The organism is Nocardioides cavernae (assembly GCF_013410035.1).
Lineage (GTDB): Bacteria > Actinomycetota > Actinomycetes > Propionibacteriales > Nocardioidaceae > Nocardioides > Nocardioides cavernae_A.
Genome location: NZ_JACCBW010000002.1, coordinates 590,103 through 607,111, shown reverse-complemented (window position 1 = coordinate 607,111; position 17,009 = coordinate 590,103). Strand labels below are relative to the sequence as shown.

Annotated in this window: 11 protein-coding genes; 3 read left to right on the top strand and 8 right to left on the bottom strand. The window is 73.2% G+C overall.

Annotated elements, in window-relative coordinates; all coding sequences use genetic code 11:
- Positions 1-99: 99 nt before the first annotated feature.
- The 4 genes from F4692_RS10430 to F4692_RS10415 form a co-directional block, all read right to left on the bottom strand.
- Positions 100-816, bottom strand: a complete 717-nt coding sequence (locus F4692_RS10430; RefSeq protein ID WP_179619586.1) for a DUF2652 domain-containing protein — start codon at positions 814-816, stop codon at positions 100-102.
- Positions 817-846: 30 nt separating this feature from the next.
- Entirely contained in the window at positions 847-2,550 is a 1,704-nt protein-coding gene (locus tag F4692_RS10425; protein ID WP_179619585.1) for an MFS transporter, read from the bottom strand.
- 54 nt (positions 2,551-2,604) lie between these two features.
- The gene (locus tag F4692_RS10420) at positions 2,605-3,522 is read right to left on the bottom strand and encodes a pirin family protein (protein ID WP_179619584.1); all 918 of its coding nucleotides are present in this window, start codon (positions 3,520-3,522) and stop codon (positions 2,605-2,607) included.
- Between the two features lie 94 nt (positions 3,523-3,616).
- Positions 3,617-6,040, bottom strand: coding sequence for an FdhF/YdeP family oxidoreductase (locus tag F4692_RS10415; protein ID WP_308645253.1), 2,424 nt, complete (start codon positions 6,038-6,040; stop codon positions 3,617-3,619).
- A 117-nt stretch (positions 6,041-6,157) separates the two neighbouring features.
- Between F4692_RS10415 and nemA the strand changes: the two genes are divergently transcribed.
- From nemA to F4692_RS10400, 3 genes are read left to right on the top strand one after another with little or no spacing between them, the layout of a single operon-like run.
- On the top strand, positions 6,158-7,252 hold the full coding sequence (nemA, locus tag F4692_RS10410) for an N-ethylmaleimide reductase (protein ID WP_179619583.1): 1,095 nt from the start codon (positions 6,158-6,160) through the stop codon (positions 7,250-7,252).
- 54 nt (positions 7,253-7,306) lie between these two features.
- Complete coding sequence (locus F4692_RS10405) at positions 7,307-9,199, top strand: ABC transporter ATP-binding protein (protein ID WP_179619582.1); 1,893 nt, start codon at positions 7,307-7,309, stop codon at positions 9,197-9,199.
- Complete coding sequence (locus F4692_RS10400) at positions 9,196-11,121, top strand: ABC transporter ATP-binding protein (protein WP_308645252.1); 1,926 nt, start codon at positions 9,196-9,198, stop codon at positions 11,119-11,121. The genes F4692_RS10405 and F4692_RS10400 overlap by 4 nt, the downstream gene beginning before the upstream one ends.
- Before the next feature lie 85 nt (positions 11,122-11,206).
- Here F4692_RS10400 and F4692_RS10395 read toward each other — a convergent pair whose 3' ends face one another.
- From F4692_RS10395 to F4692_RS10380, 4 genes are read right to left on the bottom strand one after another with little or no spacing between them, the layout of a single operon-like run.
- Positions 11,207-12,442: a multidrug effflux MFS transporter gene (locus tag F4692_RS10395; RefSeq protein ID WP_179619581.1), complete on the bottom strand. Its 1,236-nt coding sequence runs from the start codon at positions 12,440-12,442 to the stop codon at positions 11,207-11,209.
- Positions 12,439-14,295, bottom strand: coding sequence for a glycoside hydrolase family 15 protein (locus tag F4692_RS10390; RefSeq protein WP_218858389.1), 1,857 nt, complete (start codon positions 14,293-14,295; stop codon positions 12,439-12,441). Before F4692_RS10390 ends, F4692_RS10395 begins: the two co-directional genes overlap by 4 nt.
- A complete protein-coding gene (gene zwf / locus F4692_RS10385) occupies positions 14,292-15,710 on the bottom strand; it encodes a glucose-6-phosphate dehydrogenase (RefSeq protein ID WP_179619580.1) in 1,419 nt (472 codons plus the stop codon). The genes F4692_RS10390 and zwf overlap by 4 nt, the downstream gene beginning before the upstream one ends.
- 39 nt (positions 15,711-15,749) lie before the next feature.
- Entirely contained in the window at positions 15,750-16,979 is a 1,230-nt protein-coding gene (locus F4692_RS10380; RefSeq protein WP_179619579.1) for a homogentisate 1,2-dioxygenase, read from the bottom strand.
- Positions 16,980-17,009: the final 30 nt, after the last annotated feature.

Genomic DNA, 17,009 nt, shown 5'->3' with positions numbered 1-17,009 from the left:
CACCGACACCCGACACCCGGCACCCGGCACCCGGCACCCGGCACCCGGCACCCGGCACCCGGCACCCGGCACCCGGCACCCGGCACCCGGCACCGACCGTCAGCCGGTCGCGACGGCGCGCCCCCGACCTCGCCGGCCGAGCATGTAGGGCAGTCCGGCACCCGCCGCGTACGCCGTACGCCCGAGGCGTCCGCGCCAGGTCGGGCGCGGGTGCGGCTCGCCCGCTCCTCCGAGCGACGTGACGTCGACGTAGTGGGCGCGCACCTCCCCCACCCCCTCCAGCTCGGGGCGCACGGAACCCGCCGCCTGCGCAGGGGCGTCGCTCCCGTCGCCGAAGAGGTCCTCCGTGAGCAGGACGTACTCCCGGAGCGGGACGGTGTTCTTGAGGAGCCGGTGGACGACGATCACGTCGATCCCGACGAGCTTGAGCCGGTCGCGGATGGTCTGGGTGGCGACGTCGCCCACGTGGGCGACGAACTTCAGGGTGAGGTTCGCGGCCTCCTTGCAGCCCTTGCACGGGCACAGGTTGGTCGCGACGTACTCGCGCTCGACGTGGAAGGCGCGGTGCATCGCCCCGGCCAGCGTCAGCACCTCCGCGGCGAGGTCGCGCGTCGAGCTCGACCCGACCGGTCGGTAGAGGAAGGCGGCGTCACCCTCGATCTCGACGAGCTCGAGGCCCGGGGCGGCGTCGATGATGCGCTCGAGCAGGCGCCCGGTGTTGACCTCGGCGTGGGCCAGGCTCATCCGGTGGCTGCTCATGTAGTCGGTGTAGCCGCCGATGTCGGCGATGAGCAGGAGCCCCCGTGTCGATCCCATGGCTCACCGTCGCAGATCCCCGGCTCATCCTCAGTGGTGCGGGAGGCCGCCGTCACCGGAATTGGGGGCGGCCGGCCGTTCTGGGTCCCACCGCTCGAGCAGTCGCTCCATGCCCGTCGCGGCCTCCCGGGCGCTGGGCGTCCAGCCGACGACGGCGGTCAGGAAGTGGTGGGCGTCGAGCGTGCGGAGCCGTACGCCGGTGCGGGCGCGCACGGTGGCGCTGCGGGGCGCCGCACGCAGGAGCGCGATCTCACCGAACCCCTCGCCGGGACCGAGGGTCGCGACGACGCGGCCGTCCCCGACGACGTCGGCGGCACCCGACTCGACGACGTAGTAGCGGTCCCCCACGTCGCCCTGCGCGAACACCTGTGCGCCCGCCGCGAGGTCGAGGGTGCCGAGGTGGCGTGCGAGCTGCTCGATGGTCGGCAGCGGCAGGGGCCGCAGCATGGGCACCTGCCGGAGCAGGTCGACGACCTCGTCGTGTCGCCCCACGGCGCCGTCCAGGGCCCGCAGCCGCACCCACGACAGCGCCGCGAGCACGGGGCAGACCAGGCCGACGACCACGAGCGCCGGCCGCAGGCCCCAGGTGCCGACCAGCCACGAGGTCGTCGCGGCGCCCACCCCGATGGCGACGGCGACGATGCTCTCCAGCACGCCGAACACCCGCGCCAGGACGTGGTCGGGGGCCAGTCGGCCGAGGAGCGTGAACCCCGCGACGTCGATGAGGGCGTTGCCCGTGCCGATGAACGCCATCGCCGCGAGCGCGGCCGCGTCGTACGGGACCAGGCCGACCAGGACCAGCGGGAGCCCCCAGAGGGTGACGCCGAGCGCGAACCACGCGGCGAGCCGTCGCGTGCCGACCAGGAGCGAGGCTCCCAGCGAGCCGAGCACGGCACCGACTCCCACCGCGGTCATCAGGGTGCCGGCGCCGGCCTCGCCGCGGTCGAGCAGCTCGATCGAGACGAGCACCGAGAACACCGTGAGCGCGCCGCGGGTGAGGGACTGGGCCGCCGCGAGGCCGAGCACGAGCGCCACGTCGCGGTCGCTGGCGACGGCACGCAGACCCTCGACCACCTCGCGGGCCAGGTGCGGGCGCCGCGCGGCGGGACGCGGCGGGGCGTCGTAGCGCAGCCGCACGAGCAGCGCCGCGGACCAGAAGGAGGCGGTCGCAGCTGTCGCGAGCACCAGGTCCACGTCCGCGACGGCGAGCAGCACCGCAGCCAGCAGGGGCCCGACGAGCGTGGCGAGCGAGTCGAGCATGCCACGCACGACGTTGGCGCTCGCGAGCTCGTGGCCCGTCCGGCACAGCGACGGCAGCAGCGCCGAGTGCGCGGGCCGGAAGAGGGTCGCCGCCACCGTCGAGACGACGGCCAGCCCGTAGACGAGCGACGTGGGGGCACCCGTGGCGGCGACCACCGCGGCAGCGGCCGTGGCGAGGCCGCGGACCGTCGAGACCACCACCAGCACCCGCTCGCGACGGCCCCGGTCCGCCAGCGGCGACAGCAGCGGCGCGCAGACTGCCGACGGGAGCATCCGCAGCAGGCCGACCAGGCCCACCCCCGCGGCGCCACCGTCGCGGTAGGCGACGATGCCGAGCGCGACCGTGAAGGCCCACTCGGCCGTCCAGGCGCCGAGGAAGCTCAGCTGTGCGCGGCGCAGCGCCGGGTTGCGGGCGTTGCTGGCGAACGCCCCCAGCGCGTCGGCGAGCCGGCGCGCGTGCGGGACGTCCCCCATGCCCGCGACTCTAGGGCGGGATCCGCGGTGGCCGCGTACCCCGCGTGGGGGAGGTCAGTGCCGGAGCTTGAGCCGCACGTTGGGCATCTCGGGCGCCGGGATGGAGTCCATGTCGATGTCGACCACGCCGAACCGGCCGTCGACCTGGCGCTTGTCGTGGAGCTGGGCCTGCCACTCCTCGCGGAAGCCGACGATCTCCTCGTGGGTGCGGCCGATGAAGTTCCACCACATGACGATCGCCTCGCCGAACGGCGGGCCGCCCAGCAGGAGCAGCCGGGCCTCCTCGTGGGCGGTGATCGTGAGCGTCCGGCTCCCCGGGGCGGCGTAGGCGAGGTCGCTGGGCTTGAGCTCGGTGCCCTCGATCTCGATGACGCCGACGTCGAGCAGGACCCCGTGCTCGAAGGTCTCGTCGACCTCGACCTCGAGGGTCCTGCCGGTGGCCAGCATCAGCTCGACGCCGAGCAGCGGCGTGTGGGTCGTGACAGGGGACCGGGCGCCGAGGAGGGAGCCGAGGAAGACCCGGGCCTCCCAGCCGGGCCCCCGCACCGGCTGCGGCGCGAAGTGCTCGAAGCCGGGTGCGGTGTCACGGGTGCCGTCGGGCAGCGCGATCCACAGCTGGGCGCCGTGGAGCACGGACGTGCCGTCCGTCGAGACCTCCGAGTGCGAGATGCCGTGGCCGGCGGTCATCAGGTTGAGCTCGCCGGCGCGCACGATCGCGTGGTTGCCCGCGGAGTCCCGGTGCTCGATCTCGCCCTCGAAGAGCCAGCTCGCGGTCTGCAGCCCGGTGTGCGGGTGGGGGGCGACCACCATGCCGCCGGTGTCCTCCACCTCGTCGGGGCCGTAGTGGTCCACGAAGCACCAGGCGCCGATGAGCGAGCGGTGCCGCTGCGGGAGCGTGCGGCGTACGCGCATGGCGCGAGGACCCCCCAGAGGCACCTCGCGCGAGGTGAGCACGTCGATCTGCGCGGACATCGACGGCCACGCTACCCGTACGGGTGAGCCGGCGTGGACGTGTCCGCCCAGGGAACGACTTTGGTCGGGGTCCGCACCACGCGTCAGCCCGGCCTCAGCTGAGGTGGTGCGGCTCGTCGTCGCGGAGCGACCCCGACCCCTGGTCCGGCGACCCGTGCGAGCCGCGCTCCCCCGCCTCCGACGTCCCGTCCGCGGCGCCGGGCCGGTCGAGTCGGACGACGACGGACTTGTAGACCGGCTGGTTGCTCTTCTCGGCCGTCGAGTCGAGCGGGACGAGCGCGTTGGCCTCGGGGTAGTAGGCCGCGACGCAGCCGCGCGGCTGGTCGTAGCCCACGAGCCGGAAGGACCGCGCGGTCCGCTCGACCCCGTCCTTCCACTCGCTGACGATGTCGACGAGGTCGCCCTCCTCGAAGCCGGAGTCGCGCAGGTCGTCGGGGTTGACGAAGAGCACGCGGCGCCCGCCCTTGACGCCGCGGTAGCGGTCGTCGAGGCCGTAGATCGTGGTGTTGAACTGGTCGTGCGAGCGCATCGTCTGCAGCAGGTACCGCCCGCGCGGCACGTCGAGCACGTCGACCGGGGTGCACGTCAGCACCGCCCGCCCGCTCGGCGTCTCGAAGACGCGGTTGTCGCGGGGAGGGTGCGGCAGCACGAAGCCGCCGGGCTCGTGGACCTTCTCGTCGTACGCCGCACAGCCGGGCACGACCCGTGCGATCCGTCGTCGGATCTCGCCGTAGTCCTCGCGGAACGCCGCCCACGGGATCGTCGAGTCCTCGCCGAGCGTGGCGATCGCGAGGGAGCAGACGATGCCGACCTCGGAGCGCAGGTGCTCCGAGGCGGGCTCGAGCGGACCGTGCGAGGCGTGCACGGCCGACATCGAGTCCTCGACCGTGACGCGCTGGACGCGGCCGCCGGTCAGGTCCTTCTCGCTGCGGCCGAGGGCCGGGAGGATCAGCGCCTCGCCGCCGTGCACGACGTGCGAGCGGTTGAGCTTGGTGGAGACGTGGACGGTGAGGGCCGCGTTGCGCATCGCCGCCTCGGTCGCCTCGGTGTCCGGCGCCGCGCCGACGAAGTTGCCGCCCATGCCGAAGAAGACCCGGATCTTGCCGTCGCGCAGGGCGCGGATCGAGCCGACGGTGTCGAGGCCGTGCTCGCGGGGCGGCTCGAAGCCGAACTCGTCGCGGATCGCGTCGAGGAAGTGGTCGGGCAGCCGCTCCCAGATGCCCATCGTGCGGTCGCCCTGGACGTTGGAGTGCCCGCGCACGGGGCACACGCCGGCGCCCGGCTTGCCGATGTTGCCCTGCAGCAGGGCGACGTTGACGATCTCCTTGATCGTGCCGACCGCGTTGTGGTGCTGGGTGATGCCCATCGCCCAGCAGGTGATGGTCGCAGGCGAGTCGGCGAACATCCGCGCGGCCTCGGTGATCTGCTCCCGCGTCAGCCCCGTCGAGGCCTCGACCTTGCCCCAGTCGAGGTCGGCGACGTGCGCGGCGTAGTCGGCGTACCCGGTCGCGTAGCGCTCGAGGAAGTCGTGGTCGAGGGCGTCCCACTCCACGAGCAGCGAGCCGACGGCCTGGAAGAAGGCGAGGTCGCCGTTGAGGCGGATCGGGAGGTGGAGGTCGGCGAGCGCGGTGCCGACGGTCAGGCCCTTGGCGTTCTGGGGGTTCTTGAACCGGACGAGACCCGCCTCCTGCAGCGGGTTGATCGCGATGATGCGGGCACCCCGCGACTTCGCCTCCTCCAGCGCGGACAGCATCCGCGGGTGGTTGGTGCCGGGGTTCTGCCCGACGACGACGATCAGCTTGGCCTGGTGGATGTCCTCGAGACTGACCGAGCCCTTGCCGATGCCGATGGTGTCGACGAGCGCCGAGCCGGACGACTCGTGGCACATGTTGGAGCAGTCGGGGAGGTTGTTGGTGCCGAAGGCCCGCACGAAGAGCTGGTAGACGAACGCCGCCTCGTTGGAGGTCTTCCCCGAGGTGTAGAAGGTGGCCTGGTCGGGGTCGTCGAGCCGGTTGAGGTGGCCCGCGATCGTCGCGAAGGCGTCGTCCCAGGAGATCGGCGTGTAGTGCGTCGCGCCCGGACGCAGCACCATCGGCTCGGTGATCCGGCCCTGCTTGCCGAGCCAGAACTCCGTGCGGCCGGCGAGGTCCTCGACCGAGTGGGTCGCGAAGAACTCGCGGTCGAGCAGCTCCTTGGTCGCCTCCTCGGCGACGGCCTTGGCGCCGTTCTCGCAGAACTCGGCGGCGTGGCGGTGCCCCGGAGCGGGGTCGGGCCACGCACAGCCCTGGCAGTCGAACCCGTCGACCTGGTTGAGCCGCAGCAGCGTCGAGGCGGTGCGGCGTACGCCCATCTGCCCGAGGGCGCGGCGCATCGCGACGGCGACGGCCGTGGCACCGGCGGCGGCGTGGGCGGACGAGTCGACCTCGACCTCCGTCTCGTCGATGTCGCCGGTGGGCACCTGGCGGGACTCCTTGCGGAGGCGGTCGGGCACGTCGCGCAGCTGGGAGAGGAAGGTCACACGACCATCCTGCCTCGCGCTCGGTCACGCCGCACCGTCCCTCCGGATGCCCTGTCGGCCGGGGGTGGGGCGAGAGAGGTGGGAATAGCGGCCCCACACGCCCCGTTGCGGCCCGTCGTGCCCTCCCTCTTCGACCCCCTGACCCTCGGCGCGGTGCGTACGCAGAACCGTGCGTTCATGGCCCCGTTGACGCGGATGCGGGCGAGCGTCCCCGGCGACGTGCCCAACGACCTGATGCGTGACTACTACGTGCAGCGCGCCAGTGCCGGCCTGCTGGTCTCCGAGGGGACCCAGGTCAGCCCGGAGGGCAAGGGCTACATGGACACCCCCGGCATCCACAGCGACGAGCAGGTCGCCGGGTGGCGTCGCATCACCGACGCCGTGCACGACGCCGGCGGCCTCATCGCGGCCCAGCTGTGGCACGTCGGTCGCGTCTCCCACGAGTCGCTGCACGACGGCGCGCTGCCCGTGTCGGCGAGCGACGGGCCGTACCGCAACCGGACGACCGTGCGCGGTGAGGACGGCCGGCCGACCCGCGTCGACTGCCCGGTGCCCCGGCCGCTGCGCCTCGACGAGGTCCCCCGGCTGCTCGAGGACTTCCGGCGCGCGACCACCAACGCCCGCGAGGCGGGCTTCGACCTCGTCGAGATCCACGGCGCGCACGGCTACCTGCTGCACCAGTTCCTCGCGGCGGACAGCAACCTGCGCACCGACGAGTACGGCGGCTCGCTGGAGAACCGCGCCCGGCTGATGCTCGAGGTCACCGACGCGGTGATCGGCGCGTGGTCCTCGGACCGGGTCGGGATCCGGATCTCGCCGATCGGCTCCTTCAACGGCACCACCGACCCCGAGGGCGCCGAGGCCGGGCTGCACGTCGCCCGCGAGCTGGGCCGGCGCGACCTCGCGTTCCTCCACCTCTCCGAGCCGGACTGGGCCGGGGGCCCGGTGCTCGACGACGACTACCGGCAGGCGCTGCGCGAGGCCCACCCCGGCCCGATCGTCGGCGCCGGGAGCTACGACCGCGCGAAGGCGGAGCGACTGCTCGACGCCGGGTTCATCGACGCCGCCGCGTTCGGTCGGGCGTTCATCGCCAACCCCGACCTCCCGCGGCGGCTCGCCGAGGACCTGCCGCTCAACCCGCCGCGCCCGGAGTCGTTCTACGGCGGCGACGCCGAGGGTTACACCGACTACCCGGCCCACGGTGCGGCCTGAGCCCCGTTATCGAGTCGTGCCCGTGGGGCACCGCCGCTTAGGGTCGTCGACGACATGCAGGACTTCCCTCCCCGGATCGCGACGTTCTTCACCGGCAGCGACGACGCACCCTCACCGGATCCCGACACCCGGTCGCCCGCGGCGTTCCTGCGATGGGTCCTGGGCCAGCAGAAGGCGCTGATCGCGCTCTCGTCGCTCTGCTACGGCCTGTGGTTCCTGCCGCAGACGCTCGGCCCGTGGATCTTCGGCCGCGCCGTCGACCAGGGCATCGTCGGCGGCTCGACCACCGCCCTGCTCGGCTGGGCGGCGCTGCTGCTGCTCGTCGTGCTGATCGGTTCCGTGTTCGGCATCGTGTCGCACACGCTCGTGGTCCGCAGCTGGCTCGTCAGCCTCTACGGGACGCTGGAGATGGTGACCCGCAAGGTGGCGCAGATGGGGCACGTCCTGCCCCGCCGCTCCCCCACCGGCGAGGTGCTGAGCGTCGCGTCGAGCGACTCCGACGAGTTCGGGGCGCTCACCGAGATCGTGGCCCGCGCCGCCGGCCAGCTGGTCTCGTACCTCACGGTGGCCTTCATCGTGCTGACGATGTCGTGGCAGCTCGGCCTGCTGACGCTGGTCGCCGCGCCCGTCCTGCTCGGCGCGGCCCTGCCGCTGCTCCGGCCGCTGCACGCCCGCCAGCAGGTGGAGCGCTCGCGCACGTCCGACCTCACCTCGATGGCCACCGACATCGTGGCCGGCCTCCGGATCCTGCGCGGCATCGGCGGGGAGCAGACCTTCGGCGCCAACTACGCCCGCCAGTCGCAGTCGGCCAAGCAGGCCGGTGTCGCCGCCGGCATCTGGCAGGCCGTCGTCGAGGCGGTCGGGGTGCTGCTGTCGGGCATCTTCCTCGTCGCGCTCGTGTGGCTCGGGACCCGGCAGGTGGAGTCGGGGGACCTCACGGTCGGCGAGCTCATCACGTTCCTCGGGTACGGCCTGTTCATGGTCGGCCCGATCAGGACCTTCTTCGAGCTCGCACAGAAGGGCGTCCGCTCGCTGGTGAGCGCGCGCAAGGCGATCGCGATCTTCGAGCAGCGCCCGCCGTGGCGCCCGCCGGTCGCACCCGTCGCCCTCGACGGCTCGGGCGCCCTGCACGACGAGGCCAGCGGGCTCACCGTGCGCCCGGGCATCCTCACGGTCGTCGTCAGCGCCGTCCCCGAGCAGAGCGCGGCCGTCGCCGACCGCCTCGGTCGCTACCTCCCGGCCGACACCGAGCCCGTGCCGCTCGACGACGACGAGGCCAAGGGCCGCGCCGCCCGCCGGGCCAGGGCCGCCCGGGCCGAGGAACGTGCACGCTTGGCGGCGCTCGACGAGGAGCGGGCCGGTCGCGACTGGGGCGTCACCCTCGGTGGCGTCGACCTCGCCCGCGCCGACCTCCGCGAGGTGCGGCGGCAGGTGCTGGTCAGCGACACCGGCAGCCAGCTCTTCGCCGGCACGCTCCAGGACGCCGTCGACCCCCACGGCCGGCTCTCGCGCGAGCAGGCCGAGCACGCGCTGCGGGTCGCCAACGCGGAGGACGTCTACGACGCACTGCCGGAGGGATGGCAGGGCCAGCTCGACGAACGCGGCCGCGGCCTGTCCGGCGGGCAGCGCCAGCGGGTCGTCCTCGCCCGGGCGGTCGCCGCCGACCCTCCCGTGCTCGTGCTGGTCGAGCCCACCTCGGCGGTCGACGCGCACACCGAGGCGCGGATCGCGGCACGCGTCGCCGAGACCCGCCGGGGGCGTACGACCGTCGTGACCACAGTCTCCCCGCTCTGGCTGCACCACGCCGACCACGTCGTCCTGCTGCACGACGGCACGGTCGTCGCGGAGGGTGACCACGCCGACCTGCTCGCCGCCGACGACGACTACCGCCACGTGGTCGCGCGGGCCCTCGACGACGACCCCGAGACCGAGGAGGCGCTGCGGTGACCACCGACCTGCTGGCCACCTCCGCCGACACCTGGCGCGACCGCTCCGGCGACCCGCCCGTGATCCCCGACGCGCTGCGCCCTCCTGAGCACGCCGGCGTCCGCGAGCGCAACCGCGCGCTGTGGCAGCGCCACGACCTGCGCCGGCAGCGCGCCGAGGACGTCTACGCCGCTTCGCGCAACCCGGTGCGCGGCTGGCCGGTGTCGGGCAACCGCGAGGTCCTCGCGTTCTTCGGCGACCTGATCCGGCGCAAGAAGCGCTCCTTCGCCCTGCTGGTCGCCCTCAACGCGCTGGCCGCGGCCGCCGCGCTCGTGGTCCCGCGCCTGCTCGGCGAGCTCGTCAACCGGGTCGAGTCGAGCGACGCCGCGGTGGCCGACCTCAACGGCGTCGCTCTCGCGGTCATCGGCGTCGTCGCCCTGCAGGCGGTCTTCACCTTCGGCGCCCAGCGGACGTCCACGCACTTCGGGCAGGACCTGCTCGCGTCCGCGCGGGAGTACGTCGTCGAGACGATCCTGCGGCTCCCCGTCGGTCGGGTCGAGGGCGCCAGCACCGGCGACCTCGTCACCCGGGTGACCCGCGACGTCGGCACGATGGCCCGCTCCGTGCAGTGGGGGGTGCCGCGGCTGCTGATCTCGCTGCTCACCGTCGTGCTGTCCGTCGTGGCGATGATGCTGAACTCGCTGGTCCTCGCGCTGCCCGCGCTGGTGGTGTTCGGGCTCTGCACCCCCGCGGTCCGCACCTACCTGCGGCGCGCGCCCAAGGCGTACATCACCGAGGGTGCGACCTACTCGCGCATCAACACGACCCTCACCGAGACCGTCGAGGGTGCCCGCACCGTCGAGGCGCTCGGGTTGTCCGGGGACCGCGTGCGCGCGGGCGGCGACGACATCGAGGTCTCGGCGCAGGCCGAGCGCTACGGCATGACGCTGCGCAACGTCCTCTTCGCGGCGCTCAACGGGGCCTTCCAGGTGCCGCAGGTGGTGACGCTGCTCGTCGGCGCCTACGGCTACAGCCAGGGCTGGGTCGACCTGGGCCAGATCACCGCGGCGATGCTCTACGTCGTCGCCCTGAGCGAGCCCCTGGACGCGGTCATCGGCGAGGTCGACCGGCTCCAGGTCGGCGCCGCGTCGACCAGCCGCCTGCTCGGCATCGCGGAGGTGCCGCCGGACCGCGAGGCCCGCGACGTGCTGCCCGACGGCGTCGAGCTCGTCGGCGAGGACCTCCGCTTCGCCTACCGCGAGGGCCACGACGTGCTGCACGGCGTGGACCTGCGCCTGCGCACGGGCGAGCGCCTCGCGGTCGTCGGGCCGAGCGGGTCGGGCAAGTCGACCCTCGGGCGGCTCCTCTCGGGCATCAACCGGCCGCGCACCGGCTCCGCCCGCGTCGGCGGGGTCGAGCTCGTCGACCTGCCGCTGGAGGTGCTGCGCACCGAGGTCGCGCTGGTCACCCAGGAGCACCACGTCTTCATCGGCACGATCCGCGACAACGTCGTGCTCGCGCGCGAGGACTCCTCCGACGACGCGGTCCGCGAGGCGCTGCGCGCGGTGGGCGCGCTGGCCTGGGTCGAGCGCCTGCCCGACGGGCTCGACACCGTGATCGGCTCGGGGCGTACGTCCCTCACGCCCGCCCAGGCCCAGCAGGTCGCGCTCGCCCGGCTGATCATCGCCGACCCGCACACCCTCGTGCTCGACGAGGCGACCTCGCTCATCGACCCGCGCACCGCGCGCACGCTCGAGGGGTCGATGAACAACCTCCTCGAGGGCCGCACCGTCGTCGCGATCGCACACCGCCTGCACACCGCGCACGACGCCGACCGGATCGCCGTCGTCATCGACGGCGAGATCGTGGAGCTGGGCAGCCACGACGAGCTGCTCGAGCGCGACGGGGAGTACGCCGGGCTCTGGCGGGCCTGGACGTCGTAGGGGGCTGCGGGGCGGGTCGAGGGTTTGCGGTCGCGGCCGGGCCGAGCGACCTGCCGCCACCCCAACGGACCGACCCCTGCCAGACCTACAGCGCAGCGGCGGCGACCTCGCGACGCCCGGCGTGCTGGTGCCAGCGCCAGAACCCCCAGCCGAGCAGGACGCACACGGCGGCGGCCACGGCGAAGCCGAGGACCGACCGGCCGGCGTACGGCGCGAGGACGGCGGCGCTGACGGCGTTGAACACCAGCGTGACGAACGACCCCGCGGACATCACCGCACCCCGGCGGGTCGGGACGAGGTCGAGCATCAGCAGCTGGATGTTGGGGTAGGCCAGGCCGTTGCCGAAGGCGACGAGCGAGATGCCGAGCGCGCCCCAGGGGAGCACCTCGCCGGCGGGGGTCAGCGCGACGGCCACGCCGAGGAGCGCGCCGGCGGTGCTGACGGCGTACCCGATCGAGACCAGCCGTGAGCTGGTGACGAGTCGGCCGAGGCGACCGCTGACCAACGACCCCACGACCATCGCGCCGATCATGGGGACGAAGAGCTTCCAGAAGTCGAGCTCGCCCTCGCCGAGCAGGTCGACGACGAAGATCGACGCGCCGCCGATGTAGAGGAACTGGGCACCGAAGACGAGCGTGCCGGCCCACGCCATCCGGTGGAACGCGGGCACCCGCACCACCGTGGCCAGGCCGCCGACGATCTCCCCGACGCGCAGCGGCACGCGCCGCTCGGGCGGGTGGCTCTCGGGCAGCAGGGTGAGCGTCATGACGACCAGGGCGAGCGCGAGCGCCGCCATGAACCAGAAGACGGTCTCCCACGGGCCCACCTGGATGAGCAGGCCGCCCAGGACGGGCGCGACGGCGGGCGCGAGGCCGAAGATCACCGAGACCTGGCTCATCATCCGCTGGGCCTCGCGGCCGTCGAAGAGGTCGCGGATGATCGTCCGGCTGACGATGGTCGAGCCGCCCGCCGCCAGCCCCTGCACGACCCGGCCCACCAGCAGCCACTCGAGGGTCGGGGCGAACGCGCAGGCGACGGAGGCGACGGCGTACGCGAGCAGGGACCACACGATCACCGGTCGCCTCCCCACGGCGTCCGAGAGCGGGCCGTGGAAGACGCTCATCGCCGCGAACGCCAGCATGTAGGCGGTGACGACGAGCTGGAGCTCGCCCGAGGAGACGTCGAGGGCCTCGCCCATCTGCGGGAACGCCGGGAAGGGCGTGTCGATGCTGAAGGGCCCGATCATCGACAGCAGGGCCAGCGCGAGCGGGATCAGCACGACGGTCCGGGAGGCCGCCGTGACGGGCGCGGCACCGGTCATGCGTCGAGGCTACGGTCCAGGTTGATCACGGCGCTGATCAGGCTCAGGTGGGTGAACCCCTGGGGGAAGTTGCCGAGCTGCTCGCCGTTGAGGCCGACCTGCTCGGCGTACTGCCCGAGGTGGTTGGCGTAGGTGAACATCTTCTCCAGCGCGAGCCGGGCGTCGTCGAGCCGGCCGGCCCGGGTGAGGGCCTCGACGTACCAGAACGAGCAGAGCGAGAAGGTGCCCTCCTCGACGAGGCTCTCGTCGGAGCCGTCCGCCGCCGACACCCCGTCACCGAAGTGCTCCGGGTCGTAGCGCAGCACGAGGCTGTCGGACACCAGCCGCTCCTCGACGCGGGCGAGGGTGCCGAGGAAGCGCGGGTCGTCGGGCGCGACCATCTTGACCATCGGCATGAGCAGCGTCGCGGCGTCGAGCACGTCACCCCCGGGGAAGGCGGTGAAGCTGCCGAGCTCGTCGTTCCAGCACTCGGTCATGACCCGCTCGTAGATCGCGTCGCGCACGGCCGCGAGCTCGGTGAGGTCGCCGGGCAGGCCGCGGCGACGCGCGATGCGCATCGTCCGCTCGACCGCGACCCAGCTCATCACCAGCGACGTGGTGTGGGTCCGCGGCTCGCTGCGGATCTCCCACATGCCGGCGTCGGGGCGCTCCCAGTTCTGCATGAGCCACGAGACCACCCGCTGCAGGTCGCTCCACGCGTCGTGGCTGATGCCCCGCCCGTGCTTGTCGAAGAGGTAGACCGAGTCGATGAGCTCGCCGTAGACGTCGAGCTGGAGCTGGTCGACCGCGCCGTTGCCGACCCGGACGGGCCGCGAGTCCCGGTGCCCCGCCAGGTGGTCGAGCTCGCGCTCGTGCGGGATGCCGCCGTCGAGGTCGTAGAGCACCCGCAGCGGCCCCAGGTCGTCGTCCCCCCGGTCCCGGCCCTCCTCGGCGGCCTCACCCAGGCGCTCGGACAGGAAGCGGACGAACGCGCCCGCCTCGTCGGTGAAGCCGAGCCGCAGCAGGGCGTACACGCTGAACGCGGCGTCGCGCACCCACACGTAGCGGTAGTCCCAGTTGCGTGACCCGCCGATGCTCTCGGGGAGGCTCGTCGTCGGGGAGGCGACGATGCCGCCGCTCGGCTCGTGGCACAGCAGCTTGAGGGTGAGCGCCGACCGGTCGACCCACTCGCGCCACCGGCCGGTGTAGGTGCTCTGCGACAGCCAGCCGCGCCAGAAGGCGGCGGTCGCGTCGAACAGCTCGTCCACGTCGGCCTCGGTGCAGCCGCGGGCGTCCTCGCCCGGGGCGAGGACCTCGAGGACGAACAGCGCGGTCTCGCCGGTGGTGAGGCCGACGGTGGCGCTCGCCGAGCAGTCGTCCACGTCCAGCGCGACGGTGCTGGAGAGCGCCAGGTGCACGTCGCCGTCGGCGAAGCGGACGACGTCGTCGGAGCGGCTGAGGTCGGGCTGGGTCAGGCCGTAGTCGGGACGCGGCGCCATCGTCATCGTCAGGTCGACCGACCCGCGCAGGCCGACGACCCGACGCACCAGCCGCTGGCGGTGGTCGGGGTCGTGGGCGCGCAGCACGGGCATGAAGTCCTGCACCTCGACGACGCCCTCCTCGGTCATGAAGCGGGTGACGAGGATGTTGGTCTCGGGGTGGTAGTACTGCTGGCTGCGCGCGTCGGGGTCGTCCGGGCCGATCCGCCACGACCCGGCGCCGGGGTCGAGGATCGCGGCGAAGACGCTGGGCGCGTCGAAGCGCCCCGGGCAGAACCAGTCGATCGTGCCGTCGGTGCCGACGAGGGCTGCGGTGCGCAGGTCGCCGACCAGCCCGTGGTCGGCGATCGCGAGCTGGTCGGGCGTGCCCGTCACTGCCCGTGCCGACCCAGCCGCCAGCCGCCCTCGGGCAGGTCGAGGGCCGCCGCGGGGCCCCAGGAGCCGGAGTCGTACGGTTCGGGCTCGGGCCGGTCGTCGAGGACCGGCTGGCACACCTCCCACAGCCGGCGGGTCTCGTCGGCGTGGGCGAAGAGCGTGTGGTCGCCCTCGAGCACGTCGAGCAGGAGGCGCTCGTAGGCCTCGAGGGGCTCGGCGTCGGGGAGCTCCTCGGCGAGGTCGAGGTGCATCGTGGCCGGGGCGAGCTCCATCTCGGGGCCGGGGCGCTTGCCGAGCAGGTCGACGCGCACCTGCGCCTCGTCGGTCAGCTCGAGGACGAGCTCGTCGGGGGCGAGGTGGTCGCCGAACACGGCCGACTCCGGCTCGCGGAAGCGCAGGGTGACCGTGCGCCGGGTCTCGGCCATCGCCTTGCCGGTGCGCAGGTGGAACGGGACGTCGCGCCACCGGTCGTTGTCCACCCAGGCCTCGAGGGCCACGAAGGTCTCGACCGTCGAGTCCTCGTCGACGTCCTCCTCGTCGCGGTAGCCGTCGTACTGGCCCAGGACGACCCGCGCGGGGTCGAGGGGGCGTACGTCCTCGAACACGGCGGCGCGGGCCCGCCGGACGGCGTCGGCGGACCACTCCCCCGGGTCCTCGATCGCGACGGCGCCGAGGATCTGGAACAGGTGGGTGGAGACCATGTCGCGCAGCGCGCCGGTCGACTCGTAGAAGGAGCCGCGGCCCTCCATCGCCAGCGTCTCGGGCACGTCGACCTGCACCGAGGCGATGCTGTTCCGGTCCCACGCGGGCTCGAAGAGCGCGTTGGCGAAGCGCAGGGCGAGGAGGTTCTGCACCGCCTCCTTGCCGAGGAAGTGGTCGATGCGGAAGACCTGCTCCTCGTCGAAGACCTCGTGCACGTCCCGGTCGAGCTCGCCGAAGGACTCCAGGTCGAGACCGAACGGCTTCTCGATCACGAGCCGGGCGCGCTCGTCGAGCCCCTCGCGACCGAGCATCCCCACCATCCCCGACATCGCCGTCGGCGGCACCGAGAGGTAGACCACGCGCAGCACGTCGCCGCCCAGGCCCTCCTCGACCTCGCGCACGCGGGCGGCGAGGTCCACGCCGTCCTCGGCGTCGGAGGTCACGAACGACAGCCGGTCGAGCAGGTCGCGCGCGACGTCGTCGTCGAGGTCGTCGACGCTGTCGCGGAGCCCGTCGAGCACCTCCGCGCGGAAGTCGTCGTCGGAGCCCGGCGAGTGGCGGCCGCTGCCGATGACGGCCCAGTCCTGCGGGAGCCGCCCCGCGGCGGACAGCCGGTAGAGCCCGGGGAAGAGCTTGCGCGCGGCGAGGTCACCTCGCGCGCCGAAGAGCAGGAACACGCACGGACGGTCGGAGGCCCGGTCGGAGGCGGTCATGCGACCACGCTACGGACCACCCGAAGGAGTGTCCCGCTCTCAGCTGTTGCTGTAGACCGCCGGCCCGCCGTCGTCGGTGGACCCGCCGGAGGCGGCAGGCCCGCGGCCGGCCCAGGTCCAGGCGTACGCCGGGTCCTCGACCGCACGCCCGCCCTCGCCGAGCTCGAGCGGGGCGAACGTGTCGACCATGACCGCGGACTCCTCGAAGTACTGCACGCCGAGGCTGGCCTCGATCGCGCTGGGCTGCGGCCCGTGGGCGTGCCCGCCGGGGTGCAGGCTGATCGAGCCGATGCCGATGCCCGAGCCCTTGCGCGCCTCGTAGTCGCCGCCGACGTAGAACATGACCTCGTCGGAGTCGACGTTGGAGTGGTAGTAGGGCACCGGGATCGCGAGCTCGTGGTAGTCGACCTTGCGCGGCAGGAAGTTGCAGACCACGAAATTCCAGCCCTCGAACACCTGGTGCACCGGCGGCGGCTGGTGGACCTTGCCCGTGATCGGCATGTAGTCCTCGATGTTGAAGGTGTAGGGGTAGAGGCAGCCATCCCAGCCGACCACGTCGAACGGGTGCGTGGCGTACGTCAGCCGGGTGCCGACGATCCCGGCGGACGTCCGGTGCTTGACCAGCACCTCGACGTCGGTCCCCTCGACCTCGAAGGTCTCGTCCGGGCCGTGCAGGTCGCGCTCGCAGTAGGGCGCGTGCTCGAGCAGCTGGCCGTACTTCGAGAGGTAGCGCTTGGGCGGGTGGATGTGGCTGTTGGCCTCGATGGCGTAGAGCCGCGACGCCTCGGCCGGCACCCAGCGGTGGTCGGTGGCGCGCGGGACGACGACGTAGTCGCCGGCGCGGTAGGGCACGACGCCGAACACCGTCTCGACCACGCCGCTGCCCGTCTCGACGAAGACGCACTCGTCGCCGATGGCGTTGCGGTAGAGCGGGGAGGGGTCCGTGCCGGTGACGACGTAGGCGATCCGGACGTCGTTGTTGCCGAGCACGAGCCGGCGCCCCTCCACCGGGCAGGCCCCGGTGTCGAGGTCGTGGAGCCTGAGGTGGCGCGGCTTCAGCGGGTGGTTGGGCGTACGCGACTGGTCGGGCAGCTCCCACACCTGGCTGTCGGTGATCGCGCTCGGCACACCGCGGCGGTAGAGCAGCGAGGAGTCGGAGGAGAAGCCCTCCTCGCCCATGAGCTCCTCGCGGAACAGGTGTCCGTCGTCGTCGCGCAGCTGGGTGTGGCGCTGCCGGGGCAGCCGACCGAGGGCTCGGTAGTAGGCCATGACGAGGTTCCCATCATCCGACTATCGGAC